The 18121-nt window shown below is 70.6% G+C and carries 17 protein-coding genes; 6 read left to right on the forward strand and 11 right to left on the reverse strand.

Annotation, left to right across the window (positions count from 1 at the left end; genetic code table 11):
- Nucleotides 1-137: 137 nt before the first annotated feature.
- From ACXJJ3_RS12245 to ACXJJ3_RS12255, 3 genes are read right to left on the reverse strand one after another with little or no spacing between them, the layout of a single operon-like run.
- Nucleotides 138-1589, reverse strand: a complete 1452-nt coding sequence (locus tag ACXJJ3_RS12245; RefSeq protein ID WP_458170115.1) for an FGGY-family carbohydrate kinase — start codon at nt 1587-1589, stop codon at nt 138-140.
- On the reverse strand, nt 1586-3916 hold the full coding sequence (locus ACXJJ3_RS12250; RefSeq protein ID WP_458170116.1) for a glycoside hydrolase family 95 protein: 2331 nt from the start codon (nt 3914-3916) through the stop codon (nt 1586-1588). Before ACXJJ3_RS12250 ends, ACXJJ3_RS12245 begins: the two co-directional genes overlap by 4 nt.
- A gap of 55 nt (nt 3917-3971) precedes the next feature.
- On the reverse strand, nt 3972-5813 hold the full coding sequence (locus ACXJJ3_RS12255; RefSeq protein ID WP_458170117.1) for an ABC transporter ATP-binding protein: 1842 nt from the start codon (nt 5811-5813) through the stop codon (nt 3972-3974).
- A 177-nt stretch (nt 5814-5990) separates the two neighbouring features.
- On the opposite strand from ACXJJ3_RS12255, the gene ACXJJ3_RS12260 reads away from it, so the two are divergent.
- Nucleotides 5991-6425: a MarR family winged helix-turn-helix transcriptional regulator gene (locus ACXJJ3_RS12260; RefSeq protein WP_458170118.1), complete on the forward strand. Its 435-nt coding sequence runs from the start codon at nt 5991-5993 to the stop codon at nt 6423-6425.
- A 52-nt stretch (nt 6426-6477) separates the two neighbouring features.
- On the opposite strand, the gene ACXJJ3_RS12265 is transcribed toward ACXJJ3_RS12260, so the two are convergent.
- Nucleotides 6478-7458 carry an alpha/beta hydrolase gene (locus ACXJJ3_RS12265; protein WP_458170119.1) on the reverse strand — a complete coding sequence of 327 codons (981 nt, stop codon included), beginning with the start codon at nt 7456-7458 and terminating at the stop codon, nt 6478-6480.
- A 104-nt stretch (nt 7459-7562) separates the two neighbouring features.
- Between ACXJJ3_RS12265 and ACXJJ3_RS12270 the strand changes: the two genes are divergently transcribed.
- Nucleotides 7563-8264: a hypothetical protein gene (locus ACXJJ3_RS12270; RefSeq protein ID WP_458170120.1), complete on the forward strand. Its 702-nt coding sequence runs from the start codon at nt 7563-7565 to the stop codon at nt 8262-8264.
- On the opposite strand, the gene ACXJJ3_RS12275 is transcribed toward ACXJJ3_RS12270, so the two are convergent.
- Nucleotides 8261-9205 (reverse strand): 2-dehydropantoate 2-reductase, encoded by a 945-nt coding sequence (locus ACXJJ3_RS12275; RefSeq protein ID WP_458170121.1) that lies wholly within the window; start codon nt 9203-9205, stop codon nt 8261-8263. The genes ACXJJ3_RS12270 and ACXJJ3_RS12275 overlap by 4 nt on opposite strands.
- Nucleotides 9206-9310: 105 nt before the next feature.
- Between ACXJJ3_RS12275 and ACXJJ3_RS12280 the strand changes: the two genes are divergently transcribed.
- Both ACXJJ3_RS12280 and ACXJJ3_RS12285 read left to right on the forward strand, forming a co-directional pair.
- A complete protein-coding gene (locus tag ACXJJ3_RS12280; RefSeq protein WP_458170122.1) occupies nt 9311-9838 on the forward strand; it encodes a hypothetical protein in 528 nt (175 codons plus the stop codon).
- Nucleotides 9835-10722: an alpha/beta hydrolase gene (locus ACXJJ3_RS12285; RefSeq protein ID WP_458170123.1), complete on the forward strand. Its 888-nt coding sequence runs from the start codon at nt 9835-9837 to the stop codon at nt 10720-10722. The genes ACXJJ3_RS12280 and ACXJJ3_RS12285 overlap by 4 nt, the downstream gene beginning before the upstream one ends.
- Here the strand turns inward: ACXJJ3_RS12285 and ACXJJ3_RS12290 are convergent.
- From ACXJJ3_RS12290 to ACXJJ3_RS12305, 4 genes are read right to left on the reverse strand one after another with little or no spacing between them, the layout of a single operon-like run.
- Nucleotides 10703-12160 (reverse strand): peptide MFS transporter, encoded by a 1458-nt coding sequence (locus ACXJJ3_RS12290; protein WP_458170124.1) that lies wholly within the window; start codon nt 12158-12160, stop codon nt 10703-10705. The two genes, ACXJJ3_RS12285 and ACXJJ3_RS12290, sit on opposite strands and share 20 nt — an antisense overlap.
- 25 nt (nt 12161-12185) lie before the next feature.
- Nucleotides 12186-12464 (reverse strand): hypothetical protein, encoded by a 279-nt coding sequence (locus ACXJJ3_RS12295; protein ID WP_458170125.1) that lies wholly within the window; start codon nt 12462-12464, stop codon nt 12186-12188.
- Nucleotides 12431-13195 (reverse strand): hypothetical protein, encoded by a 765-nt coding sequence (locus ACXJJ3_RS12300; protein ID WP_458170126.1) that lies wholly within the window; start codon nt 13193-13195, stop codon nt 12431-12433. Before ACXJJ3_RS12300 ends, ACXJJ3_RS12295 begins: the two co-directional genes overlap by 34 nt.
- A 32-nt stretch (nt 13196-13227) precedes the next feature.
- A complete protein-coding gene (locus tag ACXJJ3_RS12305; RefSeq protein WP_458170127.1) occupies nt 13228-14088 on the reverse strand; it encodes a LysR family transcriptional regulator in 861 nt (286 codons plus the stop codon).
- Between the two features lie 76 nt (nt 14089-14164).
- Here ACXJJ3_RS12305 and ACXJJ3_RS12310 point away from each other — a divergent pair, with 76 nt between their 5' ends.
- Nucleotides 14165-14686, forward strand: coding sequence for a dihydrofolate reductase family protein (locus ACXJJ3_RS12310; RefSeq protein ID WP_458170128.1), 522 nt, complete (start codon nt 14165-14167; stop codon nt 14684-14686).
- Here the strand turns inward: ACXJJ3_RS12310 and metX are convergent.
- Both metX and ACXJJ3_RS12320 read right to left on the reverse strand, forming a co-directional pair.
- Nucleotides 14664-15710, reverse strand: a complete 1047-nt coding sequence (gene metX, locus ACXJJ3_RS12315; protein ID WP_458170129.1) for a homoserine O-acetyltransferase MetX — start codon at nt 15708-15710, stop codon at nt 14664-14666. The two genes, ACXJJ3_RS12310 and metX, sit on opposite strands and share 23 nt — an antisense overlap.
- Entirely contained in the window at nt 15707-17017 is a 1311-nt protein-coding gene (locus tag ACXJJ3_RS12320; protein WP_458170130.1) for a bifunctional o-acetylhomoserine/o-acetylserine sulfhydrylase, read from the reverse strand. The genes metX and ACXJJ3_RS12320 overlap by 4 nt, the downstream gene beginning before the upstream one ends.
- Before the next feature lie 120 nt (nt 17018-17137).
- Between ACXJJ3_RS12320 and ACXJJ3_RS12325 the strand changes: the two genes are divergently transcribed.
- Nucleotides 17138-18112, forward strand: coding sequence for a Gfo/Idh/MocA family protein (locus tag ACXJJ3_RS12325; RefSeq protein WP_458170131.1), 975 nt, complete (start codon nt 17138-17140; stop codon nt 18110-18112).
- The last annotated feature ends 9 nt before the right edge of the window (nt 18113-18121 follow it).

Consider the following 18121-nt stretch of genomic DNA (forward strand, 5'->3'; position numbering starts at 1 on the left):
ATGTGGCTTGAACGATAGCGGTGTCCAGGTGCGTGCATCGGGGTGCTTGGTCAGTGGCCTCGATGCGGAGCATCGTGGGCGCTGGGCAAGTGCCGCGAGGTGCGTGCCTGGGCGCCGATAGCGCCAAGCTACATCGCTTACGGGACACTAGCGAGCCGGTGGACCAGATCCCGGGTCGCGGGGTACAGCTCGGCGTACGCGTCGACGAGCGTCCGGTACGTCGCCGCGGTCGACGGATCGGGCGCGACGACGTGATCCGGCCTGGTCCAGTCGGTCTCCGGCGGGACCGCGCCGACGCCGATCGCGGCGAGCAGCGCGTCGCCGTACGACGCCCCGATCGTCTGCTGGGGAACGGTTTGCCGGACGCCCGCGACATCGCTGACGATCTGCGTCCACAGCCCGCCCTGCGTCCCGCCGCCGACGGCCACGATCCGCTCCGCCGTATCGAACACGCCGAGGATCTGCCGTACGCCGCAGGCGATTCCCTCGTACGTCGCCCGCAGCAGGTGACCGCGTCCGTGCCGCAGCGTGAGGCCGGCGATCACGCCGCGCGCGAGCGGGTCGTAGACGGGCGTCCGTTCGCCGCTGAAGTACGGCAGCAGGACGAGGCCTTCGCTGCCGGCCGGTACGGCGGCCGCCTCCCGCAGGAGCGTCTCGAACGGGACGCCGCCGGTGAGGTCCTGCAACCAGGTGGTGATCGTCCCGGACGTCGCCATTCCGGCGGCCAGCGTGTGCGATCCGCGCTCGACGCCGGAGGTCGTCCAGAGCCCGCGGACAGTCGTTGGGGCGGCCAACACTTGGACGATGAACATGGTCGAGCCGTACATCAGCATCAGGTCGCCCGGACGGCGTACGCCGACGCTGAACGCCTCCGCCCACGCGTCGACGGTGCCCGCGACGACCGGCGTCCCTTCGGCGAGACCCGTCTGCGCCGCGGCGTCCCGGCGTACGGTGCCTACCTGTTCGGAGGGCCAGACCAGGCGGGGCAGGGCGAGGCCGGGCAGGACCTGCTCGGCCCAGTCGGTGGCCCATTCCTGGCGTTCGATGTCGTAGAACGGGTCGCACTGGCTGGCGGTGTGGTGGTCGAGAACCCACTCGCCGGTGAGGTGCGCGACGACGTAGGTGTGCGCGCTGAACCAGCGGTCCTGCGGGCGCCAGGCGTCGCCGGCGTCGCGCCTGAGCCAGGCGAGTTTCGGGCCGATCGCCTGGCTGGACAGGTCCTTTCCACAGCGTTCGAGGATCGCGTCGGCGCCGAACTGTTCGGTGATCTCGGCGATCTCCCGGGTCGAGCGGGTGTCGACGCCGTACAGGATCGCCGGGCGCCGCGGGCGCAGCTCGTCGTCGGTCTGGACGACGCACGGGCCGAGACCCGACACGCAGACCGCGACGACGTCGGCGAGGTCCAGCTCGGCGAGGACCGCCACGACGTCACCCCACCAGTCGCGGACCGGATCCATCTCGGCCCAGCCCGGCCGCGGCAGGCTCGGCGCGTGGTCGCGGCGCGCGACCGCGACCACCTCACCGTCGAGCGTGCAGCGAACGGCCTTCGTACTGCCGGTCCCGATGTCGACGCCGATGACGAAGCTCATCCCCTGATTGTCCAGGTGTACGGGACGTTCGCGGCGAGGGACACCTCCTCGCGGCGGTCCTGATGACGGACGACGACCGTGGTGTCGTGGTCGGCGGTGAGTACGGCGGTTGCCGCCTGAGGTGACCAGGTGAGGTCGACGCCGATGCCGCCGCGGGCGCGCAGACCGGTGATCGCGCCGTCCGGCCAGGCGTCCGGGAGGGCCGGGAAGACCTCGAGCTCGCCGGTGTGGCTCTGCAGCAGCATCTCGGCGATCCCGGCGGTGGCGCCGTAGTTGCCGTCGATCTGGAACGGCGGGTGCGCGCAGAACAGGTTCGGGTACAGGCCGGAGCCGTCGCCGACGTAGTCCGTACCGGAGGCGCCGGCCGGGGTGAGGAGTTCGCGGACCAGGCGGTGGGCGGCGGCGCCGTCGCGAAGCCTTGCCCACAAGGAGATCCGCCACGCCAGGGACCAGCCGGTGCTCTTGTTGCCGCGGAGCTCGAGGGTACGGGCGGCGGCCGCGGCGAGTTCCGGCGTACCGTCCGGAGTGATCTGGTCGCCGGGGTGCAGGCCGATCAGGTGCGAGGTGTGCCGGTGCAGCGGCTCCGCCTCGGGGAGGTCGTCGAGCCACTCCTGGAGCTGGCCAAGGGCGCCGATCTTCGGGTCCGGGATACGTTTGCGGGCTGCCTTCAGGTCGTCGACGAACGGGTCGGTGAGGTCGAGGATCTCGGCGGCCTGGGCGCAGCGGTCGAACAGGTCGGCGATCAGCGACAGGTCCATCGTTGCGGACGTGGTCACCGAGGCCGGGTTGCCGTCGGCGGCGACGTACTCGTTCTCGGGGGAGGTGGAGGGGGCGGTGCCGAGGGTGCCGTCCGGGAGTTCGATCAGCCAGTCGTGGGCGAACTCGGCGGCACCGCGCAGGGTCGGCCAGACGTCGTTCAGGTAGTCGCGGTCTCCGGTGAACGCGTAGTGGTCCCACAGGTGGCGGCACATCCACACGCCGGCCATCGGCCAGTTCGCCCACTTCGGATTGCCGTCCACCGGGGCCGTCCAGCACCAGGCGTCCGCGTTGTGGTGCGCGGCCCAGCCGCGGGCGCCGTACAGGTGTCCTGCGGTCTGCTTTCCGGCGTGGGCGAGGTTCTTCACGTAGGTGAGGAGCGGCTCGTGGCACTCGGAGAGCGAGGTGGTCTCGGCCGGCCAGTAGTTCATCTCGGTGTTGATGTTGACCGTGTAGTTGCTGCTCCACGGCGGCTGCAGGTGCTCGTTCCAGATCCCCTGCAGGTTGGTCGGCAGCCCACCGGGACGCGAGCCGGCGATCATCAGATACCGCCCGAAGTTGTAGATCAACGCCGCCAGCCCCGGGTCCTCCCCCGCCTCCCGCAACCGCCGCCCCGTCGTCAACTCCACCCTCGAAGGCAACGTAAGCACCGACCGCCGGAACAACTCCTGGTAATCCCGCACATGCTCCTCACGCAAACCCTCCGCGTGGGCGAGGGCGGCCTGGACAGCGGCGTCTGCTGCGGCGCGGCACTCCTCGTGGGTGCGGGTTGGGGCAGTGTGGGGGTCTTCGTAGCCGGTGGTGGTCGAGAGGACTACGTAGAGGTCGGTCGCGTTGGTGACGGTCAGCTTGTCGGCGGTCGGGGTGAGGGTGCCGTTCGTGTGGGCTCGGAGTACGACGGCGGCGTTCATGCCGCGGTCGTCGCCGTCGGAGTACTGGATCGGCTCGCCGGCGCCCTTGTGGGGCGGGGCGACCGAGGACGGGCAGGTGGCGAGCAGGGCCAGGCCGTTGTCGTCGACCGCGGCGGTGGTCGCGCGCAACTGGGACGTGAGTGTGAGGCTCAGCGACAGCGGCTGCGAGGCACCCAGACGTAGGACCAATGCCTGCGCCGGCGCACTCACGTACACCTCCTGCCAGACCTCCATCCCGTCCACCGTGTACTCCGCCCGCGCGGCCGCCGTATCCAGATCAAGCCGCCGCCGGTACGCCGTGACCTCGCCGCCGGCGAAGTCCACCAGCAGATCGCCCAGCGGCAGGTACGCCTGCGAATGCCCGCTCTGGAACCCGCCCGCCAGCTCCTCCGCGGCCCGCACGTCCGCACGCGCGATCGCCGCCCGCACGGCCTCGACCGCGGCCGGCCCCACCGCACCGTTCGGAGTGGCCAGCCGGCGGGTCGTCGCCGGGCTGCCCGACCAGCAGGTCTCGTCGTTCAGCGCGATCCGGTCCTGCGTCGTACCGCCGAACCACATCGCGCCGATCCGGCCGTTGCCGAGCGGCAGCGCCTCCAGCCAGTTCGCCGCGGGAGCGTCGTACGTCAGCTCGGTGGCGGCCGCAGTCATCCGATCTCTCATGCCGGAATCCTCCCCCGGCCGCGGTCCCGCCCGCGACCTGGGGTCCGGCTGGTGGTCAGGCGGCCGTCGCGAACTGCGTCGCGTACAGGTCGGCGTACAGCCCGCCCTGGGCGAGCAGCTCGTCGTGCGTGCCGCGCTGCTGGATCCGTCCGTCGTCAAGCACGAGGATCACGTCGGCGTTCCGGATCGTGGAGAGCCGGTGCGCGATCACCAGCGACGTACGGCCGGCCAGCGCGTTCGCGAGCGCGGTCTGCACGGCCGCCTCGGACTCGGAGTCCAGGTGCGCGGTGGCCTCGTCGAGGATCACGATCGACGGCGACTTGAGCAGCAGCCGGGCAATCGCCAGCCGTTGCCGTTCACCACCCGACAGCCGGTACCCGCGGTCGCCGACCACGGTGTCCAGCCCGTCCGGCAGGCTGTCGACCAGCGTCGCGATCTGCGCGGCCTCGAGCGCTTCGTGCAGCTCCGCGTCGGTCGCATCCGGCCGGGCCAGCTGCAGGTTCGCGCGGATCGTGTCGTGGTACATGTGCGAGTCCTGCGTGACCACACCGATTGCCGAGCGCAACGAGCTCTGGGTGACCTCGCGTACGTCGTGCCCGCCGACCAGCACGGCCCCGCCGGTGGCGTCGTACATCCGCGAGACCAGCGACGACAGCGTCGACTTGCCGGCGCCGGACGGTCCGACGACGGCGACCATCTGCCCGGGCTCGACGGTGAACGAGACGTCCTTCAGTACTTCTTCCCCGGTCTCCGCGGACAGCGTCGCGACCGACTCGAGCGAGGCCAGCGACACCTCCTCGGCGGACGGGTAGTGGAACGAGACGTGGTCGAACCCGATCGACGGCTCGGCGGAGGCCGGGAGCACCTTCGCGTCCTTGCGGTCGGCAACCATCGGCGGCAGGTCGAGCACCTCGAGCACCCGCTCGAAGCTGACCAGCGTGGTCATCACGTCGACCTGGATGTTGGACAGCGCGGTCAGCGGCCCGTACAGCCGGTTCAGGTACGCCGTCAGCGCGACGACCGTGCCGATGCCGAGCGTCCCGGCGACCGCGAGTACGCCGCCGACGCCGTACACGAGCGCGACCGCGAGCGCCGCGACCAGCGTCAGCGAGACCCGGAACACGCTGGCGTACATCGCGGTGGTGACGCCGATGTCACGGACCCGGGCGGCCTTGCCGGCGAAGTCCCGCGACGAGTCCTGGGTGCGGCCGAAGACCTTGGCGAGGACGGCTCCGGCGACGTTGAACCGCTCGGTCATCGTCTGCGCCATGGTGGCGTTCAGCTTGTACGTCTCTGCCGTTGCCTCCCGCAACTTTCCGGCGAGCAGCCGGGCCGGGATCACGAACAGCGGCAGCACGACCAGGGCGAGCAGCGTGATCTGCCAGGACATGACGAACATCGCGCCGAGGACGAGGACGACGCTGAGCAGGTTGCTGACCACGTTCGAGAGCGTGGACGTGAACGCCTGCTGGGCGCCGAGCACGTCGCCGTTCAGCCGCTGGATCAGCGCGCCGGTCTGCGTCCGGCTGAAGAACGCGATCGGCAACTGCTGGACGTGGTCGAACACGGCGGTGCGCAGGTCGTAGACGAGACCTTCACCGATCCGCGCCGAGAACCAGCGCTCGCCGAGCGTGATGGCGCCGTTGGCCAGCGCGAGCAGCGCGACCACGAGGGCCAGCCAGACGACGACGTTCGCGTGCCGCGGCACGATGCCCTTGTCGATGATCGCCTTGAACAGCAACGGCGTGACCGCGCCGGTGCCGGCGTCGAACGCCACCAGCACGAGAAACGCGGCCAGATAGCCGCGGTACGGACGGGCGAACCCGAGGATCCGGCGGAGCGTGCCCGCCGAGAGTTTGTGATGCCGGACCGAGGAGTCCTTGAGCAGCGAGCGCATCGCCCGCCCGCCCCCGCCTCCCCCGCCCGGGATTCCGGAAATCTGCGACATGCAGTGCCTTTCACCAGGGACCAGATATACTGAGGTTAACTCACTATGAGCAAACCTCACAAGATCCCTGTTTGTTCCCCCGCGTGCGCGGCAACCCCCGCGGACGCCGACCACTAGGCTCTGCACATGCGCGACCCCGACGACCTCGACGACGCCGCCGAGCAGATCGCGGCACTCCTGGACGGCATCGTGCGGCGGCAGCGCCGGGCCTCCCGCGAAGGCTTCGGGGAGAACGTGACCCACGGCCAATTCCGGGTCCTGCGCACCCTCGACCACGCCGACCAGCCGATCCGCCTCAGCGAACTCGCCGCCCGCCTCGGCATCGTCCCCCGCTCCGCCACCTCGGTCGTCGACGACCTCGAGTCCGCCGGCCTCCTGGCCCGCCGGCCCGACCCCCACGACCGCCGCGCCACCCTCGTCGCCCTGACCCCCGCCGGCCACCAGATCCTCACCACCCTGCGCCAGAAACGCCGCGACGTCATGGTCAGCCAACTCGCCCGCCTGACCCCCACCGAACAACAAGCCCTCGCCACCCTCCTCCACCGCCTGGCCGAGGAATAGGAACAGGCGCCGCACTCGCCGGGGAGCACGGCGCCTGCGAAGGAAAGCTGCGTCAGGCCTTTTTCAGGTGGGCGATGACGCCGTCGATGTCCTCGACGAGGCGGTTCTGGCGGACGAAGTGGCCGCCTGGTTCCTCATATGCGGTGAAGGGGATCTTGGCGGCAGTGAGGGCGGCCTTGAACTCGCGCTGGCCGGCCAGGACCTCGGTTTCGTTGGCGTAGTCGAACGGGTCGGGGCTCGGGCTGGTGCCGGCGACCATGAAGATGCGCTTGCCGCGGTAGCGCTCGAGGTTCTGCATCGGGTTGTCGTTGGTGACCCGGGTCTCGTCCCAGGCGGGGGCGCCGTAGATGGTGCCGCCGGCCAGGTCGACGGCCGCGGAGGAGACGTTCGCCCAGTGCACGACCAGGCCGGCGTCGCGGCGCAGGCTCGGCGGGCCGGAGTGGGCGCTGACCGACGCGAAGTGGCCGTAGTACTTCTCGGCGTACTTGAGCGCGCCGAAGCCGCCCATCGAGAAGCCCGCCACCGCACGGCCGGAGAACTCGGCGTAGGTGCGGAAGTTGGCGTCGATCCACGGAACCAGCTGGTTCAGGTGGAAGCTCTCCCAGTTGTGCGGGCCGCTGTTGCTGCTCACCGGGTTCGAATACCAGCCGGCCTTGCCGCCGTCCGGCATCACCACGATGATCGGCTTGCCCGCGGTCTTCTCGCGGATGCCGATGTGGTCGAACTCCATGAAGTCGCCGGTACCGCCGTGCAGCAGGTACAGGACCGGGTACGTGCGCCCGCTGGTGTGATAGTCACTCGGCAGCAGGACGTTCACGCCCGGCGCCCAGCTGATCTCGGCGGTCTGGAAGCGGTAGTACCACATCCGCGGATCGCTCTCGCTCCGATCCGTGATGTGCAGGCCGAACCCGTCGCCGGCGGCGTTCGCGGCGAGGGAGGTGGCCAGAATGGTGCCGGCGCCGAGGCCGGCGGCGACGGACAGCCCGCCGGCGGCCTTGAGCATCGTGCGCCGGGTGGGGCGTGGTGCGCTCACCATGATCTCCTGAGGAGTAAGGGACAGAACAGATCACCGTCGGTGACGGCGTCGATCTAAGTTAGTAGCATAACTTTGGGGTCAGCCCCGAACAGAGGAGGGTTGTGACAGCGAATCCGCCCCGCCGAAAGACCGGCGGTCGCCAGGCACAGATCACGGTCGCGGACATCGAACGCGAGGGCTTGCGGCTCGGCCTGCCGAACCTGACCGTGAACGGCGTCGCGACCGCGCTCGGCGTCAGCCCGACCGCGCTGTACCGGCACGTCGACGGCAAGCTCGGCCTGGAGGCGCTGGTCGGCGAAGCGGTGCTGCGCGATCTGCGGATTGTCGACAATCCTACGGATGGGATCCAAGCACATCTGCAGTCGTTCGCGCAGCAGATCCACGACTTCGTCCTCGGCCACCCGGGGCTGGCCGGCTACATGCAGGGCCTGTTCCCGCGCGGCGCCGCCGGGATCCGGCTCCAGCGGGAGGCCGTCGAGGCGCTCGGGCGGCGCGGCTACGGCCCGGGCGCCGCGATGATGCTGTCCGGCGGCGTCGCCGCGCTGGCGATCAACCTGAGCGCCGCCGAGGAACGCCATCGCCCGTACTTCGAGGGCTCACACCGCCGCGAACTCGAGAAGGTGTACGCCCTGCTCGCCGCCGACGACGTCCTCGCCGGCGCCCAGACCGAACTGCCCGAGATCAGCGGCGAGGCCTACTTCCGGATGGTGATGACGGCCTGCATCCGCGGCCTGGTGACCGCCGCGGCCCCCGGCCGGCCGGTCGACGACGTCCTCGACGAGCTCGGCTACCAGGCGACCTAGCTGCCGTCGTTGCCGTTGCTGCGGCTGTTGCCGTTGGCAAGAACGCGGGCGCTCGCAAGTTCGAAGAGCAGAGTGTTGATTGGGGTCGGGACGCGGGAATCGCGGCCGAGGCGGACGACGGCGCCGGTCCAGGCGTCGAGTTCGGACGGGCGGCCGGCGATCAGGTCGCGCTGCAGCGAGGTGGTGCCGTCGGCCGGCAGCTGGTCGATCCAGTCGAGCGTTCGCTCCACGACGTCGGCGGCCAGCTGGATCCCGCGGGCCCGGGCCAGGTCGCGGATCTCGCCGGTCGCCTCGGTGAGCAGCTGACGGGTCGCCGGCTGCGTCCGGAGTACGCCGTACCCGGCGCCGGTCGCCGTACCGAGGCCGCCGGTCGGGACCACCGAGAGGAACTTCGTCCACAGCGCGGCCCAGATGTCGGCCGGGATCGTCGCCTGCAGCCCGGCGCCGGCGACCGCGTCCCGGAGTCGCTCCAGGCGCGGCGTCGACCCGTTCTCCCATTCGCCGACGTTGAGCTTGCCGTTGCCGAGATGCCGGATCACGCCGGGACCCTCGACGTACGCGATCACCTCGGCGGCACCGGGCAGTACGGCGTCCCGCCCGTAGACCTGGGCGACCTGCTCGGGGGCCTCGACGCCGTTCTGCACGGTGACGATCGCGGTGTCCGGGCCGACCAGCGGGCGGATCGTCTCGATCACGCCGGGCAGCTGCCAGGTCTTCACGCAGACCAGCACGTACTCGACCGGGCCGATCTCGGCCGGGTCGTCGGTGGCGCGCACCGGCAGCCGGAGATCTCCCGCCGGGCTGTGCACGACCAGCCCGGCCGACCTGATCGCCTCCAAGTGATTGCCGCGAGCGACGAACGCGACGTCCTGCCCGGCCGCCGCCAGCCGGGCGCCGAAGTACCCGCCCACACCGCCGGCGCCGACGATCCCGAACTTCACGCCCATCTCCTCTGTTAGGGGTTCAGCTGATGATAGGAGCCCGCCGATTGCGGAGTTCGCGCAATCCGGCGGCGCGGGCCGCGGGCGGCTGGTTGATTGGCCGTCATGCGCACACCGACGACGACACCGGCCCAGGCGGCCGGGATGATCCGCCGCGACCAGGAACTGCTGCTCAGCCGGGTCGACGGCCGGACCGAGGACGAACTCCGGACGCCGTACGACGTCCACGACGGGCCGCTCGGGCACTTCTGCGACTCGCTGCACGACCTGGTCGCGCACGTCCTGATGTGGGACGAGATCACCCTCGCCGTCCTGCGGGACGCCCGGATGGGCCGGCTGCACTGGAGTCTGGACCCGCGCTGGGAGACCGCGGAGATCGGCAGCGCGCTCAACCGGGGCGGTGTCGAGGCCGGCCGGCTGATCCCGTCCGAACTGGTCCTGCACCGGTTCCGCAGCGTCGGCGCCGCACTGCTCGCGGAGATCACGCAGTACGATGAGGCCGCCTGGACGGATCCGGCCACCGGTGCGGGGTTCGACGGCGGGATCGGGGCGCTCGCTGAATACGTATCCACCACGCCCGACGGAATGCTGTTCGCGCACGCGGCGCGGCACCTGCAGCCGGTGTCTGCATGACGATTGTCGACAATCCACAGTTCGGCCCGGAGACCGACGCGCTGCTCAAACACCTGGCGGAGCTGCCGAGCTACCCGGACCTCGACCCGTACCAGGCGCTGCTCCTCGACCGGGAGGATCTCCCTGACCCGGCGATCGCCGGCGAGGCCGATCCGCGGGTGGCAACCGAGGACATCACGATCGCCCTCCCGGGGAGAGCACTGAGGGCCCGCGTCTACCGGCATTCGATCCGCCCGCGCCCGATCCTGCTCTGGCTGCACGGCGGCGGCTTCGTCGGCGGCGACCTCCGCGACATCGAGTACGCCACCTCCCGGATCGCTGCCTACGGCAACGTCACCGTTGTCTCGCTCAACTACCGCCTGGCCCCGGAAAGCCCTTGTCCAGCAGCACTTCAGGACGTCTACGACACGCTCGGCTGGCTACGTAACAACCTCGACGGTGACGGACGGATCGCGATCGGCGGCCAGAGCGCGGGCGGTGCCCTCGCCGCGGGCGCCTGCCTGCTCGCCCGGGACGCCGGTACGCCGCTCCCCGATCGGCAGATCCTCTGCTACCCGGTCCTCGACCTGCACCCGAGCTCCGACTGGCACGAGTGGTACTTCGGAACGCGCGAGCTCCCGGTGGGCGCCGTACCGCTCCAGGCCGCCTCGCTGGCCGGTCTCCCGCCGACGTTGATGCTGGCGGCCGGGCGGGACTGGTTGCGGGACGACGCGATCGCGTACGCGGACCGGCTCGAGCGGGACGGCGTACCGACGGAGTTCGTCGAGTACGCGGACACGATGCACGCGTTCCTCAACTTCCCGGCCGCACTGTCCGCCGGGCGGCATGCGGTCGAGCTGATCGCCGCGGATCTGCAGGCCGCGTTCAGTGCACGCCGCTCATGAGTCGGCGGATCGGCCGGACCGCGAGCGCGAGCAGGCCGCCCAGCAGGATCGCGACGCCGCCGATCACGCCGAAGTACGCCCGTTCGTGGCTGGTGCTGTAGAGCTTCGCGAGGACGCCGGACATCGCCGTTCCCAACGCGACCGATAGGAAGAACAAGGCAACCATCTGGGTCCGGAACGCTGCCGGGGCGAGCTTTGTCGACAGCGACAGACCGACCGGGGACAGCAGCAGTTCGGCGATCGTGAACACCAGCAGGATACCGGCGAGCCCGAGCAGCGGCGCGCTGTTCGGGCCACCGCCGGCCATCGTCAGGAACAGCAGGAACGCGACGCCCATCACGGCCAGCCCGGCGCTGAACTTGATCGGCGTCGACGGTTGCCGCGGCCCCAGCTTCGTCCACAGCGCGGCGAACACGCCGGACAGCACGATAATCATCACCGGGTTGATCGACTGCACGAACGACACCGGCATCTGCCAGCCGAAGATGTTCCGGTCCAGCCGCTGGTCGGAGTAGATCGTCACGACTGTGAACTGCTGCTGGTACAGCGACCAGAACGCCGCGCTGGCGATGAACAGCGGGATGAACGCCTGCACCCGGCGCCGCTCGACGTCGGTCAGCTGCTTGCTGCCGAGGATCACGGCGAAGTACACGACCGCCGCGACCGCGCTGATCACGGCGATCGCAGTGGCGTACCGAGACGCCGGGACCACGCCCGAGATCAGCAGCGCGACGACGACCAGGACCCCGCCCGCGGCGACCAGCACGGTACGCCGGAGCGCTGCCGGGGGCAACGGATTCGGAACCTCACGGGCGGAGGGGCCGAGGCGACGGCGGCCGGCGCCGTACTGCACGATGCCGAGGAACATCCCGGCCGCGGCCAGGCCGAAGCCGTAGTGGAAGCCGGCGCTCTTCTGCAGCAGGCCGGTCAGGATTGGTCCCACCAACGCACCGAGGTTGATGCCGAGGTAGAACAGCGAGAAGCCGCCGTCGCGACGCTCGTCGTGTTCGCCGTAGAGCGTGCCGACCAGGGAGGTGGCGTTCGCCTTCACCCCGCCGCTGCCGAAGCCGATCAGGACCAGGCCGACCGCGACGCCGCCGAGGGCCGGGATCAGCGCCAGCGCGATATGGCCGCACATCACCACGATCGCGGCGTAGAACAAGGTGCGTTCGGCACCCAGCAGCCGGTCGGCGAGCCAGCCACCGAGGATGGTCGACAGGTAGACGAGGCCGCCGTACGCGCCGACGATGCTGGTCGCGGTGCCCTCGTCGATACCGAGGCCGCCGCGTTCGGCGGAGTAGTAGAGGTAGATCAGCAGGATGCCCTGCATGCCGTAGAACGAGAACCGTTCCCACAGCTCGACGCCGAAGAGGTTGGCGAGCACCGGCGGGTGCCCGAAGAACGTGCGGTACTTGTGTGCGGTGCCCGTCCCGCTCACGGCTGGATCTCCTTGGGGTTGGCTTTCAGTGGTCGGCGCGGTGGATGAAGAAGCGGGCGGGGTCGCCGGCGGCGCGCGGGTTGGAGGCGAGCCAGGTGGCGAACGAGTCGGGGTGCCGGCGTTCGAGTTCGTCGAGGTAGGCACGGCGTACGTCGACCATCGCCTGCCGGTGGTCGGTGCTGACGGTCCGCTCCAGCTGGGTGAAGCTGCGGCGCCAGGCCAGGCACAGTTCCTCGTCGGTCAGCTCGCCGACGCTGCGGACAACAGCCGTCAGGTACTTCGGCAACGGCAGCTGCTCCGGCAAGGCGGGAGCCTTCGGCAACTTCTTGTCGGCCCGCCGGGTGCGCCGCATCCGCCACCGGATCCGCGCCGGCCGGCCCATCCCGTCACCACGCCGGCCACCCGCCGAGCCGTCGCCCGGTTCCGGCTTCCCGCGCCCGGATCCCGTACGGCGTGAGTCGTCGGCCAGGTACCAGGCCGCCGACCGTCGCCACTCAGGTCGCCCCACGGCGATCCCGGCGATTCCGGGCCCCACGACGAGCCTGCCGAGCCGGCGCCCCATGACGTGGCGCCACGGTTCATCGGCCCCCACGGGGAGCCGGCGCGGCTCGAGCCCCGCCCGGAGCGCGTCCGCCCCGCGGGTTTCGTCCAGGCGGGCGCACCGTTCGGCGATCCTGACCGGAGCCAGCTGACGACCGGCGGGGAGACACCGGCCACCAGCAGCACGAGCACGACGGTGCGCGCGCCGACCGCGGCGGCGTACCCGCAGATCGCCAGCACGCACAACGCCCCGAGCACCGCGCCGCGCGGCACGGTCCGGAGCAGGTCCGCGTTCGGCAGGTCGCGGCCCAGACCGATACTCAGGCAGACCGCCCCGATCGTGAACGCGGCGACCAGGAACGCCGCCAGATTGGTCGCCGGTGACACGAACACCAGCGCCGTGAGCACACCGATCGTGGCAAGCAGCCCCACGGCTACCCGCCAGATCCGCTCGTACCGCAGCCCGACGTCCACCATTCTCACCAAGTGCCCCATCACCCGGTCCTCCAACCGGAGTCGGACGGCTCCTAATCCAGTGTTACTCGTTTTAGGGATTTGATGAAGGCTCTCGTGGCCGGCGGGTCCGGAGGTTCGCCGTAGGTGGCGAGCAGGATGCGGCGGACGATCGGGAGTTCGGTGGCGTGGACGCCCGGGGTGCGGTGGGCGCGGAGTGCCAGGCCGGGGGTGGTGGTGACGCCGAGGCCGGCTCGGACGAAGGCTTGTTTGACGATCACGTCGTCGCTGGTGAACGCGATCCGCGGGGTGAATCCGGCGTCCGCGCAGTGCTCCAGCAGCTCCCGGCGGCAGTTCACGCAGCCGGCGATCCAGTCGGAGTCCTGGTGGTCGGCCAGCGTTTCCCCGGTACGGCGGCTGAGCAGGTGGATCGGGTCGTCGCGCAGGTACGTGTAGCGGAGGCCGTCGTCCGGCGTCTCGTCGTCGTACCGGAACACGATCGCGAGGTCGAGCTCGCCCGCGCGCAGCTGCTCGACGGCGACGCGCGGGTGGACGTCGGTGAGTTCGAGTTCGAGGTTCGGGTGGTCGCGGCGGAGGGCGACGGCGGCGGGCGGGACGAGTTCGCTGAGCGCTGAGCTGAACGCGCCGACCCGGACCCGCCCGGAGCGCAGGCCGACCAGCGCGGCGAGCTCGGCGTCGGCGGCGTCGACCCGGCCGACGATCTCGGCGGCGCGGCGCGCGAGCACCTCGCCTTCCGGGGTGAGCCGGATGCCGCGGCCGGACTTCTGGACGAGTTTCGCGCCGGTCGCGGCCTCCAGCCGGGCGAGGTGATGGCTGACGGTGGGCTGCGTGTAGTGCAGCGCGGTGGCCGCCGCGGTCACCGAGCCGTGCGCGGCGACCGCGGCCAGCACCCGGAGCCGGACGAGGTCGAGCATGTATCGATGGTATCTATGGGTTCGTCGCCGGATTGGCATTGGACGCATGAATCCGCCCGGGCGCAGGCTGGTGGTCATGACCGGGAAAGTGATCTGGCACATGACGATGTCCCTCGACGGCTTCATCGGCGACCGCGACGACGGCGTCGACTGGATGTTCCACGCCGATGCCGCCCCCTCCGGCCTTGGCGCGGAGGTGGTCGCCGGCTGCGGCGCGTTCCTCTGCGGCGGCCGCCTGGTCGACGTGATGAGCGAGAACCGCCCGTACGGCGGCAACTGGTCCGGCCCGGTGCTGATCTACACCCACAAGGACCCCGCGACGCGGCTGGTTCCGGAGTTCACGTATGTCTCCGGCGACATCCGCGACGTGGTCGCCGACGGCCTGAAGGCAGCGGCCGCGAAAGACCTGGTCGTCACGGGCGGCGCCGTACCGCGACTGGCCCTGGAGGCCGGCCTGGTCGACGAGATCGCCCTCCACATCGCGCCCGTCCTGCTGGGCGAGGGCACCCGCTTCTACGACAGTCCCGGGGTTTCGCCGACCCGTCTGAAGGTGCTCACGTCCGAAGGCCTGAACGTCAGATTCGCAGTTGTGAGGTGATCAGCTTCCCCACCTGATCCAGCTCGATCAGGAAGCCGTCGTGGCCGTACGGCGAGTTGATGAGGTGCAGCGGACCGGCCGGCGGATGAGCCGTGGTGATGGCCCTGGACTGCGCCGGGAGATAGAGGCGGTCGGAGTCGACAGCCGCGACGACCAGCCGGGACCTGAGACCGGCGAGGGTGGCCGGGAGGTCTCCGCGGTCACGGGTGATGTCGTGGGTGTTCATGGCCCGGGTGAGGACGACGTACGAGCCGGGGTCGAAGCGGTTCGCGAGTTTGGCGGCGTGGTGGTCCAGGTACGACTCGACGGCGAACCGCGGGTCGTCGGGCGCCTGCCGATCGCGGCCGAAGCGGGTGGCGAGCTCGTACTCCGACCGGTACGTCACGTGCGCGATCCGCCGCGCGATCCCGAGGCCGGTGGCCGGCGTACGGCCGGTGCCGTAGTAGTCGCCGCCCTGCCAGTCCGGGTCGGACGTGATCGCGGCGAGTTGCGGCGCACACCAGGCGATCTGCTCCGCCGTGGCGGCGGGCGTCGAGGCGAGGACGATCGCCGTACCGACGCGCTCCGGGTACATCAGCGGCCATTCCAGTGCGCGCATCCCGCCCATCGAGCCGCCGATCACCCCCGCCCAGCGGTCGATGCCCAGGGCATCGGTCAGCGCCGCTTCGGCAACAACCTGGTCCCGGACGGTGAGCGCGGGGAAGCGGCTCCCCCACGCCCGCCCGTCCGGGGCCTCGGTCGACGGCCCGGTGGTCCCCTGACAACCACCGAGCACGTTGGCAGCGACGACGTACCACTCCGCCGGGTCGAGGTACCGGGTCAGCCCGTCCCACCAGCCGGGCGTCGGCTGCCCGGGACCGGCCGGCCCGATCACGTGCGCGTCGCCGGTGAGCGCATGACAGATCAGTACGCCGTTGCTCCGGGCAACGTTGGGCCGACCCCAGGTCTCGTAGGCGATCCGGACACCGGGCAGCGTCGTACCGCTCTCCAGCCGGAGCTCCCCGACCTCGGCGAAGGACTTCACTTGGCGGCCGCGAACCCGACCTCGAGATCGGCCAGGATGTCGTCGAGGTGCTCGATGCCGACGGCCAGCCGGACCAGCCCCGGCGTCACGCCGGCCGCGGCCAGGTCCTCCTCGGCGAGCTGGCTGTGCGTCGTGGACGCCGGGTGGATGACGAGCGAGCGGACGTCACCGATGTTCGCCACGTGGCTGTGCAGCTTGAGCGCGTCGACGAACCGCTTGCCCGCGTCGACCCCGCCCTTGATCTCGAACGACACCACCGCACCCGCCCCGCGCGGTGCGTACTTCTGCGCCAGCTCGTACCACGGCGACGACGGCAGGCTCGCGTACGCGACGGAGTCCACCTCGTCCCGCTGCTCCAGCCACTGCGCCACCTTGAGCGCGTTGTCGACGTGCCGCTCGATCCGCAACGACAGCGTCTCCAGGCCCTGCGCGATCAGGAACGCGTTGAACGGCGACGCGGCCGGCCCGAGGTCGCGCAGCCATTGCACGCGGGCCTTCAGGATGTACGCCAGGTTGCCGAGGTCCGACCCGACGCCGAGGTCCCGCGCGTACGTCAGCCCGTGGTAGCTCGGGTCCGGCTGGTTGAACCCGGGGAACCGCTCCGGGTCGGCCGCGTAGTCGAACGTGCCGGAGTCGACGATCACGCCCGCGATCGCGGTCCCGTGCCCGCCGAGGTATTTCGTTGCCGAGTGCACCACGACGTCCGCGCCGTGCTCGAGCGGCCGGATCAGGTACGGCGTGGCAACGGTGTTGTCGACGATCAGCGGAACGCCTGCCGCATGCGCGATGTCCGCGACGGCGGCGATGTCGAGGATCTCGCTCTTCGGGTTCGCGATCGTCTCGGCGAAGAAGGCCTTGGTGTTCGGCCGGACGGCGGCCCGCCAGGACTCGACGTCGTTCGGGTCGTCGACGAACGACACCTCGATGCCGAGCTTCGGGAACGTGTAGTGGAACAGGTTGTACGTCCCGCCGTACAGGCTCGGGCTGCTGACGATGTGGTCGCCGGCCTCGGCGACGTTCAGCAGCGCCAGCGTTTCCGCGGACTGGCCGGACGCGAGCAGCAGCGCCGCCGTACCGCCCTCCAGGCTGGCGATCCGCTGCTCGACCGCGTCCTGGGTCGGGTTCTGGATCCGGGTGTAGATGTTGCCGAACTCCTTCAGCCCGAACAGCCCGGCCGCGTGGTCGGTGCTGTCGAAGGTGTACGACGTGGTCTGGTAGATCGGCAGCGCCCGCGCCTTGGTGGTCGGGTCGGTGGTCTGGCCGGCATGGATCTGCCGGGTCTCGAACGACCAGCTGGGTTCGGTCATCTCGTCCTTCTTTCGGGTCACGTTCCGTGATCAAAAGGTACTAAAAAGATCGACTTAGAGGTCTTTATCTCACAGAATGGACGGTTGCAATGCAACCGGTTGCATGGTGAACTCACGACCATGACTCGGATCGCGATCGCCGGCGCCGCCCACCCGCACGTGGGCTACCTGACCGCGGAGCTCGACCACCTCCCCGGAGCCACCCTGGTCGCGGTCGCCGACCCGTCCCGGGAGACCGCCGAGCGGTGGGCCGCGCCGTCCGGCGCCGAGGTCTTCACCGACCACCAGCAGATGCTGCGCGACGTCCGGCCGGTGGTGGTCATGGTCGCCGGGATCTACGGCGACCGCGGCCAGGCCGTCGTCGACGCGCTGAACGCGGGCTGTCACGTCCTGGCCGACAAGCCGCTGTGTACGACGCTCGAGGACCTGGACGCGATCGCGGAGGCCGCGCAGCGGACCGGCCGGCACGTGACGGTGCTCTTCGAGAAGCGCTACTACCCGGTGACGCTGGCCGCCCGCGAGATCCTCCCCCGGCTCGGCAGCATCCACGGCGTGACGTCGTCCGGCCCGCACAAGCTGAACCGTCCGACCCGGCCCGACTGGTTCTTCGAGCCCGCGCGGTACGGCGGCGTCCTGAACGACCTCGCCGTCCACGACATCGACGCGGCCCTGCTCTTCACCGGCCTCACGAGCGGCACGGTGAGCGGTGCGGTCGTCGGTGGATCGTACGGCGTGGCGACCCTGCGCGGCGCCGGTGCGGTGGTCACGGCCGGCGTCGACTGGCTGAACCCGGCCGGGTCGCCGGTGCACGGTGACTACCGGATGAAGCTGATCGGCACCGAGGGCACCGCCGAGCTGCTGTGGGCGCGGAACCGGCTCGTCCTCACCACCCACGAGGCGGCGCCGTACGACGTGCCGCTGCCGGCCGGCCACCGCCCGGCCGAGCTGCCGCTCCAGGCGCTTGCCGCAGGCAACGAACCGGACATCACCACCGAGCGCAGCCTGCTCGCGACCCGGATCGCGCTGCTGGCACAGCAGTCGGCCGAGCACGGCGGCGTACCCATCGACTGGTCCATCGGCCGAACAATCGGATGAAGAGGGGTC

The sequence above is a fragment of the Kribbella sp. WER1 genome (assembly GCF_054189145.1).

What these genes read in the sequence shown, in the direction of transcription:
- ACXJJ3_RS12245 (WP_458170115.1), bottom strand. Translation starts at nt 1,589, where the DNA reads ATGAGCTTCGTCATCGGCGTCGACATCGGGACCGGCAGTACGAAGGCC.
- ACXJJ3_RS12250 (WP_458170116.1), bottom strand. Translation starts at nt 3,916, where the DNA reads ATGAGAGATCGGATGACTGCGGCCGCCACCGAGCTGACGTACGACGCT.
- ACXJJ3_RS12255 (WP_458170117.1), bottom strand. Translation starts at nt 5,813, where the DNA reads ATGCGCTCGCTGCTCAAGGACTCCTCGGTCCGGCATCACAAACTCTCG.
- ACXJJ3_RS12260 (WP_458170118.1), top strand. Translation starts at nt 5,991, where the DNA reads ATGCGCGACCCCGACGACCTCGACGACGCCGCCGAGCAGATCGCGGCA.
- ACXJJ3_RS12280 (WP_458170122.1), top strand. Translation starts at nt 9,311, where the DNA reads ATGCGCACACCGACGACGACACCGGCCCAGGCGGCCGGGATGATCCGC.
- ACXJJ3_RS12285 (WP_458170123.1), top strand. Translation starts at nt 9,835, where the DNA reads ATGACGATTGTCGACAATCCACAGTTCGGCCCGGAGACCGACGCGCTG.
- ACXJJ3_RS12300 (WP_458170126.1), bottom strand. Translation starts at nt 13,195, where the DNA reads ATGGGGCACTTGGTGAGAATGGTGGACGTCGGGCTGCGGTACGAGCGG.
- ACXJJ3_RS12305 (WP_458170127.1), bottom strand. Translation starts at nt 14,088, where the DNA reads ATGCTCGACCTCGTCCGGCTCCGGGTGCTGGCCGCGGTCGCCGCGCAC.
- ACXJJ3_RS12310 (WP_458170128.1), top strand. Translation starts at nt 14,165, where the DNA reads ATGACCGGGAAAGTGATCTGGCACATGACGATGTCCCTCGACGGCTTC.
- ACXJJ3_RS12320 (WP_458170130.1), bottom strand. Translation starts at nt 17,017, where the DNA reads ATGACCGAACCCAGCTGGTCGTTCGAGACCCGGCAGATCCATGCCGGC.
- ACXJJ3_RS12325 (WP_458170131.1), top strand. Translation starts at nt 17,138, where the DNA reads ATGACTCGGATCGCGATCGCCGGCGCCGCCCACCCGCACGTGGGCTAC.